The sequence below is a fragment of the Brevibacillus sp. BC25 genome (assembly GCF_000282075.1).
Taxonomy (GTDB): domain Bacteria; phylum Bacillota; class Bacilli; order Brevibacillales; family Brevibacillaceae; genus Brevibacillus.
This window is the reverse complement of sequence record NZ_AKIX01000114.1, coordinates 1-21289: the sequence shown is the minus strand read 5'-3', so window position 1 is coordinate 21289 and position 21289 is coordinate 1. Positions and strand designations below refer to the sequence as shown.

21 protein-coding genes and 1 pseudogene are annotated in these 21289 nt (G+C 45.6%); 21 read left to right on the top strand and 1 reads right to left on the bottom strand.

Annotated elements, in window-relative coordinates:
- Window positions 1-31: 31 nt before the first annotated feature.
- From PMI05_RS25255 to PMI05_RS25160, 21 genes and pseudogenes are all read left to right on the top strand, one after another.
- Window positions 32-2704: a hypothetical protein gene (locus tag PMI05_RS25255; RefSeq protein WP_007728085.1), complete on the top strand. Its 2673-nt coding sequence runs from the start codon at window positions 32-34 to the stop codon at window positions 2702-2704.
- Between the two features lie 54 nt (window positions 2705-2758).
- Complete coding sequence (locus PMI05_RS25250) at window positions 2759-3538, top strand: hypothetical protein (protein WP_007728084.1); 780 nt, start codon at window positions 2759-2761, stop codon at window positions 3536-3538.
- Window positions 3539-3552: 14 nt separating this feature from the next.
- A complete protein-coding gene (locus PMI05_RS25245; RefSeq protein ID WP_007728083.1) occupies window positions 3553-4221 on the top strand; it encodes a hypothetical protein in 669 nt (222 codons plus the stop codon).
- Window positions 4218-5642, top strand: a complete 1425-nt coding sequence (locus PMI05_RS25240) for a contractile injection system protein, VgrG/Pvc8 family (protein ID WP_007728082.1) — start codon at window positions 4218-4220, stop codon at window positions 5640-5642. The genes PMI05_RS25245 and PMI05_RS25240 overlap by 4 nt, the downstream gene beginning before the upstream one ends.
- Window positions 5643-5714: 72 nt before the next feature.
- Window positions 5715-6860, top strand: coding sequence for a pentapeptide repeat-containing protein (locus PMI05_RS25235; protein WP_007728081.1), 1146 nt, complete (start codon window positions 5715-5717; stop codon window positions 6858-6860).
- Window positions 6857-7408 carry an imm11 family protein gene (locus PMI05_RS25230; RefSeq protein WP_007728079.1) on the top strand — a complete coding sequence of 184 codons (552 nt, stop codon included), beginning with the start codon at window positions 6857-6859 and terminating at the stop codon, window positions 7406-7408. The genes PMI05_RS25235 and PMI05_RS25230 overlap by 4 nt, the downstream gene beginning before the upstream one ends.
- The gene (locus tag PMI05_RS25225; protein ID WP_007728077.1) at window positions 7395-7817 is read left to right on the top strand and encodes a DUF4280 domain-containing protein; all 423 of its coding nucleotides are present in this window, start codon (window positions 7395-7397) and stop codon (window positions 7815-7817) included. The genes PMI05_RS25230 and PMI05_RS25225 overlap by 14 nt, the downstream gene beginning before the upstream one ends.
- Before the next feature lie 13 nt (window positions 7818-7830).
- Window positions 7831-10551: a DNA/RNA non-specific endonuclease gene (locus PMI05_RS29675; protein ID WP_007728076.1), complete on the top strand. Its 2721-nt coding sequence runs from the start codon at window positions 7831-7833 to the stop codon at window positions 10549-10551.
- A gap of 18 nt (window positions 10552-10569) precedes the next feature.
- A complete protein-coding gene (locus PMI05_RS25215; protein ID WP_007728075.1) occupies window positions 10570-11025 on the top strand; it encodes an immunity protein YezG family protein in 456 nt (151 codons plus the stop codon).
- A 298-nt stretch (window positions 11026-11323) separates the two neighbouring features.
- Window positions 11324-11440 (top strand): annotated as a pseudogene (locus PMI05_RS30325) (GH-E family nuclease); the annotation flags it as partial.
- Window positions 11441-11472: 32 nt separating this feature from the next.
- Window positions 11473-12051 (top strand): suppressor of fused domain protein, encoded by a 579-nt coding sequence (locus tag PMI05_RS25210; RefSeq protein WP_007728074.1) that lies wholly within the window; start codon window positions 11473-11475, stop codon window positions 12049-12051.
- Window positions 12052-12385: 334 nt separating this feature from the next.
- Window positions 12386-13087, top strand: coding sequence for a hypothetical protein (locus tag PMI05_RS25205; protein ID WP_007728072.1), 702 nt, complete (start codon window positions 12386-12388; stop codon window positions 13085-13087).
- Window positions 13088-13383: 296 nt separating this feature from the next.
- Complete coding sequence (locus PMI05_RS25200; protein WP_007728071.1) at window positions 13384-13875, top strand: SMI1/KNR4 family protein; 492 nt, start codon at window positions 13384-13386, stop codon at window positions 13873-13875.
- A 50-nt stretch (window positions 13876-13925) separates the two neighbouring features.
- Complete coding sequence (locus PMI05_RS25195; protein ID WP_007728069.1) at window positions 13926-14528, top strand: SMI1/KNR4 family protein; 603 nt, start codon at window positions 13926-13928, stop codon at window positions 14526-14528.
- Between the two features lie 226 nt (window positions 14529-14754).
- Complete coding sequence (locus PMI05_RS25190) at window positions 14755-15450, top strand: hypothetical protein (RefSeq protein ID WP_007728067.1); 696 nt, start codon at window positions 14755-14757, stop codon at window positions 15448-15450.
- Window positions 15451-15722: 272 nt separating this feature from the next.
- Complete coding sequence (locus tag PMI05_RS25185; protein WP_007728065.1) at window positions 15723-17204, top strand: contractile injection system protein, VgrG/Pvc8 family; 1482 nt, start codon at window positions 15723-15725, stop codon at window positions 17202-17204.
- Window positions 17205-17221: 17 nt separating this feature from the next.
- The gene (locus PMI05_RS25180; protein WP_007728063.1) at window positions 17222-18325 is read left to right on the top strand and encodes a pentapeptide repeat-containing protein; all 1104 of its coding nucleotides are present in this window, start codon (window positions 17222-17224) and stop codon (window positions 18323-18325) included.
- 15 nt (window positions 18326-18340) lie between these two features.
- A complete protein-coding gene (locus tag PMI05_RS25175; RefSeq protein ID WP_007728060.1) occupies window positions 18341-18862 on the top strand; it encodes an imm11 family protein in 522 nt (173 codons plus the stop codon).
- Window positions 18859-19488, top strand: coding sequence for a hypothetical protein (locus tag PMI05_RS25170; RefSeq protein ID WP_007728058.1), 630 nt, complete (start codon window positions 18859-18861; stop codon window positions 19486-19488). The genes PMI05_RS25175 and PMI05_RS25170 overlap by 4 nt, the downstream gene beginning before the upstream one ends.
- A 26-nt stretch (window positions 19489-19514) precedes the next feature.
- Complete coding sequence (locus PMI05_RS25165) at window positions 19515-19796, top strand: hypothetical protein (protein ID WP_007728057.1); 282 nt, start codon at window positions 19515-19517, stop codon at window positions 19794-19796.
- A gap of 39 nt (window positions 19797-19835) precedes the next feature.
- Window positions 19836-20111 carry a hypothetical protein gene (locus PMI05_RS25160; protein WP_007728054.1) on the top strand — a complete coding sequence of 92 codons (276 nt, stop codon included), beginning with the start codon at window positions 19836-19838 and terminating at the stop codon, window positions 20109-20111.
- 81 nt (window positions 20112-20192) lie between these two features.
- Here the strand turns inward: PMI05_RS25160 and PMI05_RS25155 are convergent, their stop codons facing one another.
- Window positions 20193-20801, bottom strand: a complete 609-nt coding sequence (locus PMI05_RS25155; protein WP_007728050.1) for an MptD family putative ECF transporter S component — start codon at window positions 20799-20801, stop codon at window positions 20193-20195.
- Window positions 20802-21289 lie beyond the last annotated feature (488 nt).

Here is a 21289-nt window from a genome sequence, read left to right as displayed (position 1 = left end):
CCAACGAAGGTCGGGAGAGAGGAGAGTTGGGATGACTACCTATTCATATAAGCTTCATCTCCAAAAAGGCAGCGGGGATGGAAATCAACGCAATCATCCAGGCGAAGCGACCTACACACAGGACGAGCTGATGGAGATGACGACCTTTCAGCTACGCAATATATGTTACAAGGAAAAGCTAGTCGGCTCTGTCGTGAACAATCTCGATCGGGAGGGACTGCTGCACACGATTCTGCGTTTTCGCGGCGCAGAAGAAAACCTCCTGATTGAGCGTGCTGTTCCAGGGGGTGTTGAACGCCTCGAAGCCGTACTCCACAAATATTTAAACACCCCGATGCCAGGTGTAGATACGATCAAAATTCCAGCGAAGATGTGCTTGTACATGGGTCTCGCCATTGACAGGCTGGACAACTATCGCGTCGAATCCTCCCAGGGCTTGTCCGAATCCAATGTGCTTCTGGTGAATGACCATATGGAGCTATGTGGCATTCTGCATCTGCACAAAGAAAAAGACGATAGGAGAGCGGGGCATTTTACGCTGCACGCTCACCAAGATGCTCAGTTGAGAAAAACCGTCAATCAAAACTACAGCCTGCTCTTTTTTCGCAAACAGGATTCGGAGTATTTGTACAAGGCGTATCACCAGGACCATCCATTGCCGCCTGTCAATCTCCACTACTACAAAGTACCAGTGACTGACCTCGAGATTAGGGAATTGGAAGAAACAGATGCCGTTCTCGCGATTGATTTTGGTACCTCCTCGACGACAGCGGGTGCTTTTCTCGACCATCAGTATATCAGCTCCCCTTCTAGCAACGACTTGTTGAATGGACGCATACGCATGAATGCGATCAATTACGTCTCTTTCCCCGATACCACGCAAAAAAACGAGGAATGGATCGAGGTGCTGCCGACGGCTGTCAGTGTAGCGGATTGCTCCTCTCCACATGACGTTCGTTTTCACATCGGTTATGAAGCACTTCGGCACATGAAAAAGAACGGATACAGCACAAACGCGACCGTGTTTCAAGGCATCAAGCGCTGGGTGAACAGCTATCACAAGATCGAAGAGGTCATGGACAGCCAAGGGAATACCGCGACTGTGAAACGAAGCGACATCCTGCGCCAATACCTTCTTCACGTCATTCAAATGGCCGAGCATCAATTCAAATGCCGCTTTCGTCATCTGCATATCACGAGTCCGGTTAAGCTGAAAACGCAGTTTCTTGAGATGTTCACCGAGATTTTACCTGAGTATCGCATCGAATCAGAGCACGCCCTCGATGAAGGAATGGCCGTCCTGTTTAACACGATTGCGGATCAAATTGACAAAAACAGCTTTCTGGACGGTGAGACATATCAAGCGCTCGTCATCGATTGCGGTGGAGGAACGACCGATCTGTCATCCTGCCATTTCCGGATCGAGGACGGACATATCTCCTATCGCATCGATATTGATACGACCTATGAAAACGGCGACACCAATTTTGGCGGTAACAACATTACGTATCGCATCATGCAATTTATGAAAATCGTCTTTGCGGACTATTACGGAAAAGGGCGGCAACTGATCGACATCGACCAGATCATCGACATCCCCGGATCGGAAATATTCCGGTACGTGGATGAATATGGCGTCGACTCACTCTATGAACGCTTCGAGGCGAGATATCGGGAAGCCGAGGCGATTTTGCCGACTCGCTACAAGGAGTACGAAAACAAGAGCCGGGACGAGTATCAGCGTGTCCGCAACAATTTTCACTTTTTGTGGGACCTCGCTGACCACATGAAAAAAGAGTTTTTCCGTCAGACCGGCATTCTACGCAATCGCTTCACATCCGATACGGAAAATCGTCAAGAGCCTGATCTAAAGCTGACGGCAGTCGAGCGATGGGTGTTGTCGATACGGGAGGATGGTCGCTTCCGGGATGTGTTTGATTTTCCTGATGTCGTCTTCAACGCCAAAGAGATCAATCACCTGATCAAGGCGGATATTTACGAGATTTTGCGCGACTTCTTGGACGATTTTTACCAGCAGGGAAGGCTGGCTGACTTCTCGATCATCAAGCTGACCGGGCAGTCGTGCCGGATTGATGTTTTCCGTGAAGCGCTCAAAGAGTTCGTCCCTGGACGCAGTATCGAGTTCCGGCAAAAGTCGGAGGATGCGGGCAAGGTGCCAGACCTGAAGCTGTCTTGCTTACGTGGAGCACTGCGCTATCAAAGTGCCAAAAAGGCAGGCTTCATTGAAGCGAACATTACGAATCATGCGCCGATCGTCCCGTATTCCGTTACTGCCTTCACTCATAACAAGCAAGAGAGAGTGCTTATTCACAGTCAGGAAAAGCTGAGTCTCGTGCATGGCTCTATCTCACGTCCCTACGGCGTGAGCGAGGTTGAATTTTATCTCAAGGAAAATGACGGCCAGCTGCGCCAACGGTACTTGTACATGGATGATCCTGCCCAATACAAAACCGTGTTGTATGAGGACATCGCGAGCAAGTACGGTACACATATCCCGCAGGATGAGACTGACTCGATTCAAAATGGCGAGTCGAAATACTTCGTTTTTGCGAGCGGTAGCGAGTGGGGATTCCATGTCGTGCCAGTAGCTCGTCTGAATGAACAGCTTGTTTTGGGGAAAAAGGTTTTCTTTGCTTTTGAGAGTGACTTGTCCGAGCTGGATTTCTTTGACGGGATGAAATGATCAAATAACCAAATAACCAGGCAGCTTAAATGAACAGGAAGGGGGAACAGAGCGGTGTTTTCCCATCTCTATCCCAATTTTCATAAAGGGCGAATTCTCAAGCGAGAGATGCTTGAAAATCTGCGTGATTACCCGCGACATTTTGTAGATTTATACTTTCAGGATTATACAGACGGCATTATTTCCGGGATGGATATAACGATAGGCGAAGGGCACCTCACTGTAAGCAGAGGAATCGTCAAGCATCAAGGACGGATTTACTTGTTCGACCGTGAAGAGCGTGTCCCTTATGAGGCCACAGGTATGGAGACGGTCCTCAAGATTCGCTTTCATGAGGAGACTTCGCTGACTGACTACTACGTTTACGAGACGTCGTATATTCTCGATCAGGAGATAGAGTCACGCTCTGATGAAAGGGAGTTGGGGCGCTTCAAGCTCAAGCAAGGGGCAAGGCTTCGCGGTGATTATCAGGATTTAGCCGATATGGCGACCGAATTCAATACGTGGAATATCGTGCATGTCGAACATGCCGGGAGAAACGAGCCAACACTTGCTCCTTACATCCTGCGGTATTTTGCCAATGAAATGCTGAAGACTGTCACCAATCACCCATATGATCTCGCCTTTGCCATGCAGTGCTTGAATGCGGACAGAGTAGAGCGGGGACTCATTCTTCATTATATAGGCAACAGACTGGGGACTGGTTACCGCGAGTACACGAATCTACAGATTCTCAAATACCTCGCACGCATATTGGATGACGCCAAAAGTGGCGGAAAGTCCTCAAAAACGGAGTGGAAAACAGGCGGGCGTCAGCGGGTTATTGTTGATTAACGAGAGGATGGTGAATGGAAATGGCGCGCATGGATGAAAGCATTATCGGCATGTTGAATGAGCTTTCCGGTGAGGATGCACAGCCAGCAGCAATACGTTTTGGTCCAAAGGGCAAAAACCGACTGGATGTGGTGAACAAATCATTTATTACAGTCGGTGAAGAGAGAATTCCCATGGAGGACAAGCGCGTCCTCGACGATCTCGTACAGATTAGACTCCCAAAGACATTTTCCATCATGAGTCCAGAAGTAGCTGCTCTGAAGTATCCATCGGAACGTAGGCCTTCACTGATTTTTACGAACGAAACAGCGTCAATTAACCTGGCGTTTACCTATACCGAAAGCAAGCTGATCGATTCTCCTGCACAGCTGAAGGCCTTCATGGATGTCATGAAGCAGGTTTTGCGGAGGACACAGCCGCTCGCCCGTTGGCAGGAGGAAGGAATACGTGAGATTGCGGGGACCAGCGTCGGATTTTTCGAGTTTGTTGCGCCCGCATTGGATACGGACATTTACAACCTGATCAGCTTTGTCTCCCTACAGGGACGCGCTCTTCTCTGCACGTTCAATTGCACGGAGCAGGAGCTGTCAGATTGGAAGCCGGTAGGCTGGGGGATCATGGATTCCTTGTCGCTCGTATCCACTAATTCGGATGAAAATGGGAAGGGAGAAGGGAAAATATGAGTCTTCCTGTCATTGCCTACAACAATTTGCAAATCTCTCCTTATCAATTGACGCATCTGGTAGAACTGACGATTACGAAAAAGATCAATGAGCATGCCCACCTGACATTTACGGGGATCGTACCAGAAGAATTGAAGGACAGCTATGTAGAAATGACGGAAGCACAGACCCCGATCGAAATCAGTCAGGTGGATAACGAAGGCAACGCCACGCCGCTTTTTGCTGGGATCGTTCTGGAGATAGGTATCAAGGCAGTACGAGATGTTTATTATTTGTACGTCGAAGCCGTCTCGCCTACGTACAATCTCGACGTGAAGCGCAAGAGCCGTTCGTTTCAAAACAAAGCCATGACCTACGGTGCCCTTTTGAAAACAATCGCAGGAGAATACCCAGGCATGGACATTATGGACATGGCTTCCAATGGCGGGAAGCTGGGCTCTTTTACCATGCAGTATCAGGAGACGGATTGGCAATTTCTCAAGCGGCTTGCTTCGCGTTTTCAAACTGGACTGATGCCAGCATCCGTTTTTGAAAAGCCAAAGTTCAGCTTTGGTGTGCCAGAGGGTGCATCGAAAGGCAAGCTGGACGATTTTCACTATCGGGTGCGTAAAAATTTGAATGAATACCGCCATTCCTCGGAAAACGGGGTCAAGGGTGTGGATGAAAATGATTACATCTTTTACGAGGTAGAGACGGATCGCGTGCTCGATTTGGGCAACGGTGTTGATTTCAAAGGGAAGAGCCTGTATGTGTATGAGGCCCATACCGAGATGAAGAAAGGCTTGCTCAAGCACAAGTATTTGCTCGCGTCCAAAAAAGGAATGAGCCAAAAGCCGCTCCACAATTCGCTCATTGTAGGGGCATCGGTGCAGGGGAAAGTCATTGAGGTCTCAAAAGACAACGTCAAAATCCACCTCGATATCGATGAGACCCAGAGCAAGAGCGAAGCGCACTGGTTCCCGTACTCTTCGGTTTATACAGCCGAAGGAAACAGCGGTTGGTATTGCATGCCTGAGCTCGATGACTACGTCCGCGTCTATTTTCCGAGCAACAAGGAAAGTGACGGGATTGCGATCAGCTCTGTCCGGAAAAATTCAGACGAGGGCGAAACGAACAAGCTCGGGAATCCTGATATCAAATACTTCCGTACAGCCAACGGAAAAGAACTGATGTTCAGCCCGTCGGAGGTATTGCTTAGCGCAAAGGACGGGGAAATCCTCATTCGCATGACCGACGCGGACGGCATCCAGATTTTCAGCAAGAAAAATATCAAGGTTGTCTCCGAAAAGGACATTTTGATGGACTCTGCCACGAAGGTGATTATCTCGGCGAAAGAGGAGATCAGTCTCACCTGCAAAGAGAGCAACATCAAGATGGACGGAAACACAAGCATCGTCGGGCAGGAGCTCAAAACCAATTGACACACATGGTTGCCACGCGGGTAACCGTGTGTTTGGTGTATGCAAAAACGGTGAGAAGAAGGGGGGATTGGCATGGAGAGAGAGGAAGCCTTGCAGCATTTCAAGGAGCACGAGGTGCCGAAGAGAACCATCGCCAGCCTGCATGCCTTGGATGCTTACTATCAGGCGAATAAAGAAAGGCTCGCAAAAGAATTTCTTCGTTCCTTTGAAGCAATATGCCGGCGAGTGGTTGATAAGCAGGAGCAAGGGACGAAGGGCAAGCTTGCGTACTTGACCTATTCCATGCTGCGGACGGAGCTTCTTCTTGGAAGCAGTCATTATTTGCTGGAAGCTACGGACAGCAGTTGGTTTTTCGATCCGGTGGAGTGTCAAACCAGCTATGATGCGAGCTGGGCGTACCACTTTTTGGATCGGCTCGCAGAGGAATGGAACGAGGCTGCCAGAGCGTATGCCGGACACGTAAGACTTCCCGATATCGAGCGGATCAAGCTCGTAGAGGCAGAGAAGTTTCATCAATATGTCGTTCACCTGATCCGTTATGCCATGGTGCAGGCTGTTCAGCTGGAAGTCTTTCAACAGGTGGACAAGGAGCCGGAGCTGGAGGTGCGTGTCGGAGAATATCTGGATCAAAGCGAGATCGTGTACTGTCTGGACACTCGCCACAAAGATTCCGAGATGATCCGTGCTTGGCTGGAGGAGAAGCAAGAGCTGGAATACGGCTACAAGGTTTTGGCTGGCCTCGATCTGGGACAAGGGCAATTCGATGGTCTTGATCTTCGTTATTCGGACTTCTCTGACAGTCAGTTAATGAAAGCAACCCTTCGCGAAAGTGTTTTGGTCGGAACGAGATGGCATCGTGCCCAGCTAAAAGCGGTTGATTTCGGCGACAGTCTCATTCACGGAGCGGATTTTACCGGAGCGAATCTGCTAGGCGCGAGCTTTCGTGAAGCATCCGGGCCAAGGGGGCTTTTGGAACCAGATGCGTGGGAGATGCCCGGTTTTGATGGAGTCTTGTTCGTCGGGGCGGACTTGACCGGGACTGATTTTACTGGGGCCGATCTGCGCGGCGCAGACTTTACAGATGCGATTTTGACCGGCGCGAATTTTAGCGGAGCGCTTCTGGAGAGAGCCGTATTCTCGCAGGAGGCCAGGGAGTCCATTCTGTTGGATGAGCTTCAGGAGCGACATGTCGTTTGGCGAGAGGGGAGTCAGGTATGAATTATTTCATCTTGTCACAGGACGAGCGAATCGCAAGTGCGGTAGAGCCAACTAACGTTTTTGACGTCATTCAGCAGGAGTGGCTCACCCCGGATTATCAGGACGAGTTGGACGAGGCCGTCATCCAGTTCGACGTTAAGCAAAAGAAAGAAAATGACTACCTGGATTTTCTCGACAGGCCGATCCCGCTCTATTCCAATCGGTTAAAGACAATCATCCACAAGTTCGCGCCGAAGCTATTCGTCAAATCCGTCGTGCTGGTAGACAGGGAGCGGATCAAGCAGGATTTGTACTGGCTGATGATCCTGCCGCGCGTGAACTGTTTGTCAGAGCAAAGCGAGTTTCACAGGGACGGCTCACTCAAAAGGCTGGTTCTCGATCCAGAAAGGATTGGGCGTCATACGATTTTTCAAATCGAAGGGATTCGTGAACCGTATATCATCATTGATTTGCGGCTGGCGGAAGCTTTGCTGCGCAGGGACTTTTTCGGTATCCGCTTGAAAAAGGCAGAGCAAGCAGGGAGGAGAATGAGTCATGCCCATGATTGAAGATGTCGATGTTGTACCTTCGTCGGCTCCGAAGAAAAGCTACGTCGTGGCAGGAGCGATTCTCTCGTGCGACAACGGGAGCCAGAAGAACAAGCTGAAAACGCCGTTTAGTCATGGCGTGTACATTCGCAACCAGGCACAAATGAACGTGAATGACTATATGCCGCAAGTAAACATCATGCCGTTTGGCAAATGCAAATGCGAGAAAAATCCAACCGTCGCCACTGCTACTGCTGCCAACAACGGTGTACTGAAGCCGATGCCATGCATTCCCATGGTCACTATGCCCTGGATCGAAGGCAAAGCAGATGTACTCGTGGAAAATCATCCCGCCCTGTTAAACACCAGCACGAACATGTGCGTATATGGAGGCTGCATTCGCATCGAAGACGACGGACAGGAGCAATAGTGAGGGGGATTGTATGAATACGACAGAGAAGCTGGCTGGATACGAGAATATCCAGTTGGTCTCACCCTTTGAAATCCAAAGCTTGCAAGATGTCAGAATCGTGAAGAAAGTCAATGAGCACGCCAGATTGTTCGTCACTGCAATCATCCCGGAGGAAAAAAGCGACCGTTACATTGAGATGGCGACGAGTGAGGATACAGTTGCGCTGAATTTGGTGGAAAACGGTTCGCTGACGAAGACATTGTTCAAAGGACTCGTGGATTCCGTCAGTGTCAACTTCGTTCGAGGTGTGTATCATTTGGAGCTGGAAGCGGTCTCGCACACACAGCGAATGGACGGACAGCGCAAGATGCGCTCTTTTCAGCATAAACAAATGACGTATGCCAGTCTGCTGGATGAAATCACGAAGGACTATCCCGGCTCGGATTATTTGGACCATGCTTCGAACGGAGCGCCGCTTGGGACCATTGCTATCCAGTATCAGGAGACAGACTGGCAGTTTTTAAAGCGACTAGCCTCTCGCTTTGGTTCCATTCTCGTCGCAGAGGCAGTGGCAGATACGCCAAAATTCTGGTTTGGCTTGCCCGAGGGACGCACTGCTCAACTAACAGACGCTAGCTACACCATCAGCAAAAGGCTTTCTCCCTATATGGAAACGACAGTAAACGGCTACGCGGCAGGTATGTCGGAAAACGATTTTCTCACCTATGAAGTAGAAAGCGGGCAGGTCCTCCAGCTCGGAGACCGCGTGAACTACCAAGGCAAAGAGCTGGTCGTCGCCGGGTCTGCCACCAGAATCGACCATGCCCTTCTTATTCACACCTATCAGCTCATGCCCGAAGCAGGCATCCGGCAAAATCCCATCCGCAATGACGACATCTGCGGAGCTGCCCTGGAAGGCAAGATCATCGACATCCAGAAGGACACCGTCAAAATCCACCTCGACATTGATCCGAAGCAGCCCAAGGCAGAGGCGAGCTGGTTCCCGTATGCCACGGTCTACTCGGCAGAGGGCAACAGCGGCTTTCACTGCATGCCGCAAATGGGAGACTCCGTCAAGCTGTACTTCTCCACACCAGATGAAGAAGGCGCCATGGCAGTCAGCTCCGTGCGAAAAGGCGGGGGCAGCACGGCGAAAACGGGCAATCCTGGCATCAAGTACTGGGGAACCAACTTCGGCAAAGAGTTGATGATGGGCGGCAAGGAACTCGTTCTTACTGCGAAGGAGAGCAAGGAAGGCAATATTTTTATCAAGCTTCATGAAGAAGATGGTATTGAGATTCACAGTATGCATCCGATCGTATTTTCCTCGGAAAAGGATATAGAGATTACATCAGACACCAAGGTTGAGATCAAGGCCAAGGAAGCGATCTACCTCATGTGCAGCACCAGCAGCATGATTTTGGACAGAGAAGTGGATCTTCAAGCGCCGAAGATTGAGATGGTCGGGCTGACGAAGGCGCCTGTGGTTGTGGAGGATTTGCCGCAGGAGGAGGAAGAAGAGGAAGAAGAGCAGCAGGAAGAGGAAGAGTCTGGCTGGGGTGGATTTCTGGATGGAGTACAGTTAGCGCTGGATGTTGTGGGACTCATTCCGGGTCTGGGAGAAGTAGCGGACTTAGCGAATGCGGGAATCTCGCTAGCACGGGGAGATTATGCAGGAGCGGCGCTATCTCTGGCAGCGTGTATCCCCTTTGCAGGCTGGGCGGCAACCGGAGCCAAGCTAGGGGCCAAGGCGCATAAAGCACTAAAGGGAACAAAAGCGGGACAGAAAGTGCTTGAGGTAGCAGACTCAGCGGCGGATGTTGTGAAGACGGTAGCAAATGCCGTCGAAAGTACCGTAGGGAAGGTCTGGACGGCTGCCCGCAAAACACTAGACGAGATGGATGTGATGCAAGCCGTCCAGCGAATCAAGGAGCAGTTGTACGCTAGCGTCATGGCCGCAAAAGATGCAGTCATCAACAAGGCAACACAGATGAAAGAACAGCTCAAGCAAAAGGCTAGGAAGCTGCGCGATGATATGCAAGAAGGCTTGCAGAATTTAGCGGATAGTTTAGGTCCACAGTTACAATCGGCGGAAGGGTTTCCAGCAAAACTCCCGAATAAAAAAGATGTGGTAGAGCTTGCCCCTACGGAGAGACAACTGAAGTGGCGCGAAACATATGGGGGGCCGAATGGGCAGAAGCCGAATCAAAAGCCGCCGGAGAAGCCGCCTGAGGGGACAGGTAAAGGTGATGCGGATGTAAGTGAAGTTAAACCAAAACCATTAGTAGGCGAAGGGGAACAGTTTACAAATGGAAGAAAAAATAAATTGAAGCCTGATATTAGGTATAAAACTGGAGAATATGATTATTTTTATGAAACAGATAGCCTAGGTAGGATTGGTAAGTTTGAAACGGATAATTTACAATTAACAAAGAGAACAGAAAGATTGTCACACAGCAAAAATACACCGGGTAAAATAAAAGGTAAAGACGATGCAGGGCATTTGGCAGGTGATAGATTTGGAGGCTCACCTAAAATTGACAATTTGGTTTCACAATTATCAGAGGTTAATCAGAAGAAATATAAGAAAGTTGAAAATAAATGGGCTGCGGCTTTGAAAGAAGAACCTCCCAAAAAAGTAACAGTTGATGTTGAGGTAGTTTACTCTGGTAATAATATGCGTCCGGACAAATTTATTGTTAAGTACACTATTGATGGTAAAGCAGGTAGTGCAAAATTTAAAAATTTTTAAAAGGAGTGGAATGTAGTTATGAAAGAATTTGAAGAAATGTTTAGTGAATTGCAAGCAGATATGATATCCATATGTATGGAATATGCTGGAGATAGGGCCAATAAAGTATATGTTTATGCTTCATGTGAAGAAGACATGATATCGAGCAGTTTCTTTTATTTAATTAATAATAAATATGTAGAGTGTCATAAGTTGAATGATGTATTGGAGGATGGGGACGAAAGTTATGATGTTTCTACAGAAAGACAGTTTATGGTATTAAATATTATCAATGATAATATCGAAAAAATTGAAGAATTGTGCAAAGAATTTGAAAAAGACATGCCAACTGAAATGAAATTAATATATGATGTTACGAGTGGCAAGTTTCAAGCTGAATACAAGTATGATTTAGTGCACACAAATGATGATATAAAAACGGCTGATGACTTTGCTGATGAATGGTTTGAGGAGGTAAAAAGTAAATCTCTTTAATGGCTCAATTTAAGAAGGCTTGGGTCTCCCAGTCTATCAAAAATTTTGAGTATAAATGGTTTACAACCCTAACAACAAGATCGTACAAAACCGACAAACCAAACACTAAAAAACATGAAAAACACGTTTTATAAACTTTCAAAGGCTTATTCCAACTTGCCATACCAGGAGGAGTAAGCTTTTTTTGTTCATGTCAATTTTGGCCTTTCACAAAAGAAAAACGGTTCTATTCGACACTTTGGTGGATTGGGTAGATAAACGTTGTAGCGTTTAAGCCGGGGGATTTGCCAATAAGTCGTCAAGAGAACAGTTTATAGATGAGCATAACAACCCTGACCACTATCGTCCTGAACTTCCCGAATCTAATCACAGCCATAAGGGTGAAGATTTAACGGACGATTATTTTGGAGATTAAAATTAGTAAGTATTGGCAAAAGGGGGAGCATAATGAAGATACCAAATGAAAGTAAATTACTTGCTAAATCAGCTTTAAAAGCATTTGGTGGCAATCCTGCTATTCACAAATACTGGGATGACGATAAAATAGGTAACATTGATATTTTATCAACAACGGATAGACCATGCGAAGGTGTTACATCGTATTCAACTATTGGATTATATATGCATTCAATAGGAAAAATTGTAGATGAAAAATTTTTGAGGGTAGAAATTGTGGGGGCGAGTGCAACTATCCATAAAGAATTTCCAAATATATTAGCGACTTGCGCTTTTGGTATAATCAATTCCAAAATGCCGATTTATCCAGGTAAAATATTTTTTGATGTGGTGAAGATGTATTATCCTGATATTGAAATGAAGCATGTGCTCTTCGTGCCTCCATTTCTGTGGGAAGATCAGTTACAAACAATTGATCTTCAAGATAAAAAAGTTGCATGGTTACTTGCTGTCCCAATTTCAGAAAAAGAATATTTATTTGCTGAACAACACGGTTCAAATAAACTTGAAGATCTATTTGAGCAAAAGCAGATAGACATTTTCGATATTGAGCGAAAATCAGTTTTATAGTATCACTGGGTCTGTCAAAAGTTTTGTGTAAGCTTGATATACAACCTCAACAATTAAGAGCGTAAGGCTTATTCCATCTTTGAACGACGAAGAGGAGTAAGCTTTTTTGCATGAATCTGAACTGAAAGGCTTAGAGACTATGTAGTTAATACCAATAGAGAGTTTACTGGGTGAAGGAAAGGCAGAGTTTACAGAAGGATTTGAAGTACCTGATGGAACACGGGTGAAGACAGACAAAGAATGATAATTATTGAGAGAGAATTAGAAAGGAAGTTACAAAAGCAAATAGATGATTTTAATAAATTGAATAATAAATAGGGAGATGAGAATCTCAATGGGAGTTAAATTGGATTATTTAAGAAAATATAATCAAGATATACGGTTGCTTACTCATAAAGAAATCAGTAATATTGCGACTAATGAACTTCCAGTTGCTTGGTATGATATTTTTAAAGAAGAAGATAGCACAGTCAGAATAAAAGGAATCCTAGAAATCTGGAAAAGAAATCTTGGGACAGAATTACGTAACACAATATCTTATTTAAATGAATATCTTATAGATGTTGAATTAATGGAATCAGGGGGTTATTTTTCGGCTTTATATACAATAAAAAATTCTAAAGGAAACTTACTATATTACGAGGGATGTAATCCAAAGGATCAATTTAAAAATAATGAACTTAATAAAGTATGGGGGAGAATGCCAGACTCGATTCAAAAATTCTATGAAGAAGTTCATAATGGTTTTTATTACTATGCTAGTGAATCTATGGGGTTAGTTCCAATTAAGTCTGTAACGTTTTTAGGAGATGAAGATTTAGAATGGGGGATAATAGATGAATTAGAAGAACCCATCGGGATTGATCTAGAATCATCTTTTGGTTTTTTCACTAATGGAATGGGAACCTATATTGTTATAGATTATCAAAATTGCAATAATAATAATGCGACTTTTTGGTCAGCCAAAAGACAACCGAAGTATAATGTAAATTTTTGGAGTTATGTAGATGAATGGATTGTGATTGGTTTTGAGTAGTGAAATATATGAGAGTGTTTAAGGAATTTAGTTAAACAATAAAGTGATAAAATTAAACGGTTTGAGAGTATGGAATAGATTTTGTGTAAATCAGTTTACAACTCTAACAACAAGATTGGACAATACACCTAACAACGCAAACACTAAACAACTTAACAAACACGTTTGATAAACTTATAAAGGCTTATTCCAACTTGAACGATGAGGAGGAATGAGCTTTTTACATCAGGAGATAGGTGTCTAAGAGCATGTGATCTTGAATGAAAAGAAAAAATAGGATTAGGAGGAATAGCCTGATGGAAAAAATAATAGAATTTCTCACGTGGGCTGAAGACAAGGGATGGGAAGTTGAAAAACGGACCGATCGTGAACTAACATTGACGAATGAAATCGTTAATCGATATCCAGTAATACCAGAACAATTTGTTCAATTTCTTAAACTGGTAGATACTTGTGTAGCAGCAGACGAAAAATCTTGGTTTCTATGTGTAAACGATTATAACCGAGAAGTGGAGCTAGCGTTTAGTTGGGATGAGTTTGAGAAAATAAGTTTAGAATCGGCGTGCGACGATGACTCGTGGAAACAAGAGATTACTAATTTTTGGGACAGGTATTTGCCCATAGCTTTATCTGTAAGAAATGGTTATACCTTTTATGCAATAGATCTCGGGAGTGAATTTGGTTCAATAGTATGCGGTTATGAACCTGAATTTGAAGAAGTTGAACAAATTGCATCTTCGTTTGATCAGTTTTTAGATAAAATCATGAAGAATAGCTTGAACTTTTAATCATTTCAATTAAAGTTCAGTTAGAATCCCAAATGATAGGAGGAATATCTTTGGAGTTCGCAGAGATCATTAGAAAATTCCATCGTAATTTCGCGAGAAACGGATTGACCCCAGAAGAAATCAACAATGCCTTTCAACAAGCAAATACCGCTCACCTGCATTCCTTACTAGAATGGGTAGATTTGAAAACATATACTGTACCCGATTCGGTTGTTGCCTTTTATCAGACGTATAATCCACACGATCTGCCTGCATTAAGTGGTGGAATAAGGCTATTGGATATAGAATCCATAAAGGTGGAGAACTCATCTGCTGTACCAAGTATGTACTTGATAAAATTTGGACTACTCACTATCGCTACAACAATAGGTGGCCATGCTATTTGTCTTGATTTGAATAGCACAAATGATAGCCAACCACGTGTATTAAGCGCAGACCAAGCGTTTTGCTCCTATAATGATGATTTGGAAGTAGTAGAATGCGTCCTTGTTCCAGATGATATCGCTGAAAACTATGCGGATGACGAGCCTATTCTTTTGTCTTATTCACTCATCAAGCAATGTCTCCCAGAAATAGCACCATCTTTTCGAGAATTTTTAGAAAGACTGTCCAATGAAGCTTATGAGACTATCGAAGAAGACTTTTTAGCATGACCGAAATTATGAGTAAATAGGAAACTTGTTACACCAAGAACGGTTATATCGAATAGATTTCAATGAGTGACAATCCAGATCAGCCTAGGCCTCTCCTAGGCTTTTTGCGTTTTCCCCAAATCCCACACTTTCCCCTTACTTTTCACGAGGTTATGCCGAACATTCCCGACGCTCGTACGGTACGATTTGTTTGCAAGAAACAATAGGAGACAGGGAGTGTTGACACATGAAAAAAATGCTTTCCGTATCTGTAATCGCAGCGAGCTTGCTGGTAACGAGTGCAGTTGGAGCTTTTGCCGCTGAGAAAGAAGGAAAAGGTGCAGGGTGGAGCAGCCTGCCTGAAGTTCAAGCGCTAAAAGCATTGCAAGTGGAGCAAAAAGCTTTGCAAGATAAACTAAAAGGACAAACGGAAATCAACAGACAAGCATGGGACGTTCTTTGGGGCGATGTGACGAGAGAAGTACGTGAACAGGTAAAAGGTGCACTGGAAGAAACGAAGCCACTGCGCGAAGCAAACAAATCGCTGTCTGCTGAACTGAAAGAAGCGAAGAAAGCAAAGGATAAAGAAAAGGTAGCGAGCATCAAGGCTGAAATCGCCGCAAACCACACCACTATCGAAGAAAAACTGGCGCATATCCAAACAGAATTGACCCAAGTAAAAGAGAAAAAAGCGTCCTTCAAAGAGATGAACCAACAATTGAAGCCAATCCGCACGGAAAAGAAAGAGAACAAAGAGCAAGCAAAAGAACTGAAAGCAAATGAGAAGAACACAGTGAAAGAAGCAAAAGAAGTATTCAAGGCTGGTGACAAGGAGCAAGCAGCTGCATCCTTGCAAGAGGCTGCTGATCTATTGAAAGAACTGATAGAGGTACAAAGCGAGATTTTGGAGCAAAAGCAAGCAATTTCCGAGATTATTCAATAAGGAACGTCTACGAGAATAGTGACAGCCCGAATCCTGTTATTGACTAGACAGATGTTCCCCCTCACATAAGAGACAGAAAGCCCGTTGCAAGCCAGCGGGCTTTTTTCAATCTCCCTCAAAATCATATCATTCAGGACTAACGACCCATTCATAAAATACCAAATAATACCGATTGTAAGATTGTGTGTAAAATAATGGTCTTATTTGGAAGGTTGAATCCATTTCCCTAGGAGCATCGGAGGAGGGGGTTCATCTGGCAGGGAGGGGATACCATGAGCAATCGAACACTCACTTATGGAGATATACAAGTTTCGCCCTATGAATTTACTCATCTGCAAACGATGAAAGTCGTGAAAAAGATGAATGAGCATGAGCGACTGACGCTCACGGGGATTATTTCTGAAGAGCGAAAAGATAGCTACGTGAACCAGACAAATGCGCAAACACTGATCAGTGTGGCACTGGCGGATGAATCGGGCAAGCCGAAAACATGGTTCCAGGGAATCGTCTTGCGCGTCCATGTCAAAGCGGTACGCGGAATTTATTACTTGTCGCTGGAGGCAATTTCTCATACGTATTTGTTGGATGTCAAAACGAGAAAGCGTTCGTTTCAAAACCCGGCGATGACTTATGCGGGGCTCGTGAAAACGGTGCTGTCCGGGTACGGAAAAGCTGACTTTATTGACTCTGTTACAAACGGCAAGGCGTTGAATACGTTTGTTATGCAGTATGAAGAAACCGATTGGCAGTTCCTGAAAAGGATGGCATCGCGTTTTTATACAGGTTTGATCCCGACAACGGCTTTTGACATTCCAAAGTTTTATTTCGGTTTGCCAAAAGGTCAAGATAAAGGAAAGCTTGCGGTTAGTCATTATACGGTGCATAAGCGTGTTGGGGATTATCAGAGTGATACAGAGAACAAGGTTCCTGGAATCGATGATCAAGACTATACCGTGTATGAAGTGCAGAGCGAACGAGTGCTGGAGGTCGGCAATGAGGTGAATTTCAAGTCCAGACCACTTGTCGTCGGAGAAGCGGTCACGGAGATGAAGGAAGGCATTGTCACGCACACATACAAGCTTTATCCACGCCTAGGTCTGGCGCGTAAGAAGCAGTATAACCATGCCATCATCGGGGCGTCCATCCAGGGCAGGGTGTTGCAAGTGCAGAAGGACAATGTGCGGGCCAAGCTGGACATGGATGATCAGCAGGATCAGAGCACGGCATATTGGTTCCCTTACTCCACCATTTATGCCTCCGAGGATCAAACTGGATGGTATGTCATGCCAGAGCTGAACGACCAGATTCGGATTTATTTCCCGAGCAAAAAAGAAGAGGACGGTATCGCGATTAGCTCTGTTCTCAAGGAAATCCCAGACGACGACAAGCCAGCTCCCAAAAAGAAAGCCACACCGAAAAGCAGTGCAGGTGGAGGTGGAGGTGGCGGAGGCGGGGGAGACCGGATGAAGGACCCTGCGGTAAAGACGTTTCGTACCAAGTATGGCAAGGAAATCGTGCTGGCTCCTGACAAAATTGTGATCACGACAGGTGATATGTCGATCACGATCAGTGATACGAGTGGAATCGATATCAAGAGTAGCCAGAATGTGAATATAACAGCGGATAAGGACATGAAGCTATCAGCTGCTTCTCTTCATATTAGTGCGGATAAAGTAGAGCTGAGTGGAAAAGGAAATACGATCAAACTGGAAGAGAAGATCGAGATGAAAGGTTCGGAAATCAAGATGAACTAGAGGGGGCACTGACATCGATGAAGAAAGAGGAAGCGCTCCAGCATCTGCACGATAATACCTTCCGTCCAGCGTTGGCTGAAAGTGTAGCGGCACTCGAGCGCTATTTCCAGCAAAACAAGGATCAGCTCGTTCGGGAGTTCGTGGAGTCTTTTCGGCAAATGCTCAAGCATATTGACTTCATGCAAAACAACCAGGAGCTTCCTCCTGTCGGTTTTATTCACTACTCGTTGCTTCGGACAACGGTATTGGATGGTACACACACATTTTTGATAGAGGCTTATACGGATCAATGGTACTGGGAGCCAGTGGAATGCTATGCACGGTACGATGCAGCATGGGCTTTGCAAGAGGTGTCCACGCTCATTTCACTACTGGACGAACGCCGAAAAATGTACATGGGGATCATACACGCTGCTGATGTGGAGTACATGGTCCTAAAGGAAATGGAGCTATTCTGTCAGTTTGTCACAGCACTTGTCCGAGTAGCGATTCCAGAAGTCATCAAGCTGCCTGAGTACCAACAGATTAGGAAATCGGATCGTCTGTACGTACGAGTGGGCGAATTCAAAGACATCAGCGAAGTGGTGTACGTAGAAGAGCGAATCAAGCGGGAGGAGAAGGAGAGCAGAAGCCTGCTTGGGCAACCAAAAGGAACGTTTTGCACCCATGAAACATTCGCTCACATGGATTTGCCGCGAAGCAATGTGGATGCACTGGATTTGCGCTATTGCGATTTTAGCGGCAGTGATTTTACGGACAGTCAGTTCCGTGAGAGTGTCCTATTCGGAACAAGGTGGGTAAAGAGCAAGCTTCCACGCACCGATTTCAGCCATTCGCTTCTTTGTGATGCCGATTTTCGTCATGCTGACTTGAGCGGAGCCAACTTTTCTTATGCCGAGGGACAAGGAGTCAGTGCGGACGAGCTGCATCGTGTACCGGGCTTACTCGGTGTCCAATTTGCATATGCTGATTTGGAAGGAGCGGATTTTCGCCATTCTCGTCTGTATCATGCGAATTTTCATGGAGCGAATATGCGGAATGCCGTTTTTTTCGAGAAGGACCGTGAGCGGTTTGCATTGAGTGAAGCACAGATGCAGCAGATTGAGTGGAAAACGGAATAAAGGAGGCGGGATGACATGCGCGATTATTATTTGCTAGCAGATGATGGACGAATGGCTCAAAAGGTCGTACCATCGGGTCTGGGGCTGCAAAAGGAAAACACCTTCGAGCAACTCCCGCCGATATCCGTTCTCGAGGTGAACACGGATGGGGCCCATACCTACACAGATTGGTTAGAAAAGCCGATGCCGATGATTTCGGAGAGGATGAAAACCATTACTGCCAAATACAATCCCAGCGTGCAATGGAAGCGCGTCGATTTGATCGACAGCGAAACCAATCTGCGAAACGTCTACTGGGCCATGCAAGTACCTACTGTAGATTGCCTTTCAATGGAGACGGCGTTTCATTTGAATGGAACGGTAAAGAGACTTGTATTAGATACCGATAAGATAAAGGCACATCATTTCTTTAAAGTTCAAGGGATTTTGGAGCCGTATATCGTGGTGAGTCTGGATGCTGCGGAAAGCTTCCTTCGCAGAAGCTTGAACGGATTTGTTTTGCAAAAAGTAGAGCAGACACTGCGGAGGGAGCTATGACGATCTACTGGGATGAAAAGATTTTGGATGTATGGAACAGCATCCAGACGCGGCGTCAACTCGCTGAAATGGAAGAACAACAGGTGCAATTGACGCTTGAGGAGTGTCTGGATGGCGTGCGAAAAGGCTACCTGGAGTACGCAGGGCGCAGATTCGAATTCGCGGAGAATCTTCTCTTTGACGGGCAGCTTGGCATTCAGTTGCCCCGTTCTATGCAGCTCATACCGAGGGGGCGCGGTTCAAATAGCGGAGGGAATTCTCAGCACGAGCAGATTTCCTATAAAGAGGAAGAGAGCGCGGTCATGCTCGGGATGAATCATATGGCACATCAGCTGCCGATGAGCGGCGTGGAACCGTTTGTGCAGGCGATGACAGCACAAGTCAAAAAGGCGCAGGCAGGCTTGCAGGTCGTACATCATGAGCTTATCGAGCTGGATGGATGCAGGGTTGCCTGCAGCGAATTCATCATTCCGATTGAGGACAAAACCTACTATCAAATCTTGTTCGCGACATCGGTAAACGGGCGGGCACTACTCGGAAGCTTTCATTTTGAGTCTGAGGAAGTGCTCGTTTGGCAGCCTCTGGCCCATGCGTTGATTCGCACACTACGGGTAGAGAAAATTTGATCATGACATAACAGGGAGGTTTCGAATTGGAACAGCAGCAACATCCACAGCAACTGCAAGTAAACGTGCCTGAAAATGAGCGGGTTATGTCGGTCAAGGAATGGATGATTACTTTTTTAATTATGATGGTGCCCGTGGTCAATCTCGTGATGTATTTTGTTTGGGCATTTGGCAGTGAAGGCAATCTAAACAGAAAGAACTGGGCCAAAGCGAACTTGCTGATCTTAGGCGTTTGCATCGGGTTGTACTTGAGTGTCTTCTTTTTAATTCTGATCTTGGCATTCATTGGAGCTTCGGTTGAACAATAGCGAGAACGGTGGATTGGCAAAAAACGTGGAGGGTGTAGAATGGATCACCAAACGTATGTGGAAGGAAGCGTAGCGGAAAACGAAAAGGTCATGACAATGAAAGATTGGATACTCGTCTCGTTGTTCATGATGATTCCGATCGCGAATATTGTATTGTTATTTATGTGGGCTTTTGGTTCAGATGGGAATCTGAATCGTAAAAACTGGGCCAAAGCTAGCTTGTTGTTAATGGCCATTCTTTTGGGTTTATACTTTGTCTTTGGTACGATAATCGCAATTATAACGTTTATTTTACTCGCCATGGAAGGGCAATAAGGGACGATACTAAGACGTCGATCAGGCATATTCCACCTCGAATCATCGAGGAGGAATATGCCTTGTTTTTTACGCAGAGTATTACACCAGCTTTGCTTTTTTGACGTGCTTTTTCATCAACAGATTGCCGAAATAGCAGCCGAGCAATCCGCCGACAAACGAAATCGAGCACATGATGAGAATCATGCTGGGGGTTTCAAAATAATAGAGCATCGCAGAAAGCTGCTCGGGTGTATAGCTTTTTTCCAAGGTAGCGAGATACGATTCGCGGAAGAAAATAAGTGGGACTACCCCGCAAAGCGAATAGCCGACATAAAAAACAGAATAGCTGATCGCATTGCGTACAGGATTCAGATAAGAGCCTTTTCCCCATAGGATCAGTTCGCAGATGAGTCCGATAACAGCTAAGGTAAGTAAGTAATTCGCGTAGCCAAAACCGACAAAATACAATCCAGTTAAGACAGATGTGAAAAATAAAGTCCCTGGCTTGGCGATTTTATTAGACATGACCATATAAATCGGACCGTTGAGTAGCGCGGTAAAGCCGCCAACCAGTAAATGAGAAACAACGGTAATAATCGGGGCAAACGTCATCAGTATTAGCATGACGACGTTAAAGATCGCGAGCGTAATAATATCCCGCATGGTCCATCTGCCGCTTTGGGCAGCTAATAATGTTTGGGCGTGCATGTAACATCCTCCCTCAGACATAGGTAGCCGATCTGCTTGATTAACTCTCTCTACTTGCGATCCCCCTTTGTAGGAATGCTGAAAAACAGTTTGCTAGTTGTACGTACGGTTGTCAGTATAAGAACACAATATTGATAATGAGAATCGTTGTCAAAATAAAAAAAGCCCGTATTTCAATATTTTGGGATATTTTTTGAGCTTTTCCGCCTATTATCTCCGTGTTTTTCCGTTTTTCTTGAACAATCGCCAAAATATTACAAGTTGGAGGATCTGCAAAATAATCATTCTGGTGAACGTAGGACGAGAAAATCAGGGATAATCACGGAAATGTACCAGAAAACGGAAAAGGAGGGACATGTACCTATTTGGCAATGATGCATGAGAATCATTATCATGTACGATGTATTAAGCGTTTAAGCAAGAGACGAAATGGAGGAGTACATACGAGCATGAATACGATAGCGAAATCATGGCTGCTTGCTCAGCCG

Bases quoted from the DNA above. Each gene is read 5' to 3' on its own strand.
- PMI05_RS25160 (WP_007728054.1), top strand. From the start codon at position 19,836: ATGGATCACCAAACGTATGTGGAAGGAAGCGTAGCGGAAAACGAAAAG.
- PMI05_RS25245 (WP_007728083.1), top strand. From the start codon at position 3,553: ATGGAAATGGCGCGCATGGATGAAAGCATTATCGGCATGTTGAATGAG.
- PMI05_RS25255 (WP_007728085.1), top strand. From the start codon at position 32: ATGACTACCTATTCATATAAGCTTCATCTCCAAAAAGGCAGCGGGGAT.
- PMI05_RS25175 (WP_007728060.1), top strand. From the start codon at position 18,341: ATGCGCGATTATTATTTGCTAGCAGATGATGGACGAATGGCTCAAAAG.
- PMI05_RS25235 (WP_007728081.1), top strand. From the start codon at position 5,715: ATGGAGAGAGAGGAAGCCTTGCAGCATTTCAAGGAGCACGAGGTGCCG.
- PMI05_RS25155 (WP_007728050.1), bottom strand. From the start codon at position 20,801: ATGCACGCCCAAACATTATTAGCTGCCCAAAGCGGCAGATGGACCATG.
- PMI05_RS25200 (WP_007728071.1), top strand. From the start codon at position 13,384: ATGGAAAAAATAATAGAATTTCTCACGTGGGCTGAAGACAAGGGATGG.
- PMI05_RS25185 (WP_007728065.1), top strand. From the start codon at position 15,723: ATGAGCAATCGAACACTCACTTATGGAGATATACAAGTTTCGCCCTAT.
- PMI05_RS25190 (WP_007728067.1), top strand. From the start codon at position 14,755: ATGAAAAAAATGCTTTCCGTATCTGTAATCGCAGCGAGCTTGCTGGTA.
- PMI05_RS25230 (WP_007728079.1), top strand. From the start codon at position 6,857: ATGAATTATTTCATCTTGTCACAGGACGAGCGAATCGCAAGTGCGGTA.
- PMI05_RS25170 (WP_007728058.1), top strand. From the start codon at position 18,859: ATGACGATCTACTGGGATGAAAAGATTTTGGATGTATGGAACAGCATC.
- PMI05_RS25205 (WP_007728072.1), top strand. From the start codon at position 12,386: ATGGGAGTTAAATTGGATTATTTAAGAAAATATAATCAAGATATACGG.
- PMI05_RS29675 (WP_007728076.1), top strand. From the start codon at position 7,831: ATGAATACGACAGAGAAGCTGGCTGGATACGAGAATATCCAGTTGGTC.
- PMI05_RS25225 (WP_007728077.1), top strand. From the start codon at position 7,395: ATGCCCATGATTGAAGATGTCGATGTTGTACCTTCGTCGGCTCCGAAG.
- PMI05_RS25210 (WP_007728074.1), top strand. From the start codon at position 11,473: ATGAAGATACCAAATGAAAGTAAATTACTTGCTAAATCAGCTTTAAAA.
- PMI05_RS25215 (WP_007728075.1), top strand. From the start codon at position 10,570: ATGAAAGAATTTGAAGAAATGTTTAGTGAATTGCAAGCAGATATGATA.
- PMI05_RS25240 (WP_007728082.1), top strand. From the start codon at position 4,218: ATGAGTCTTCCTGTCATTGCCTACAACAATTTGCAAATCTCTCCTTAT.
- PMI05_RS25180 (WP_007728063.1), top strand. From the start codon at position 17,222: ATGAAGAAAGAGGAAGCGCTCCAGCATCTGCACGATAATACCTTCCGT.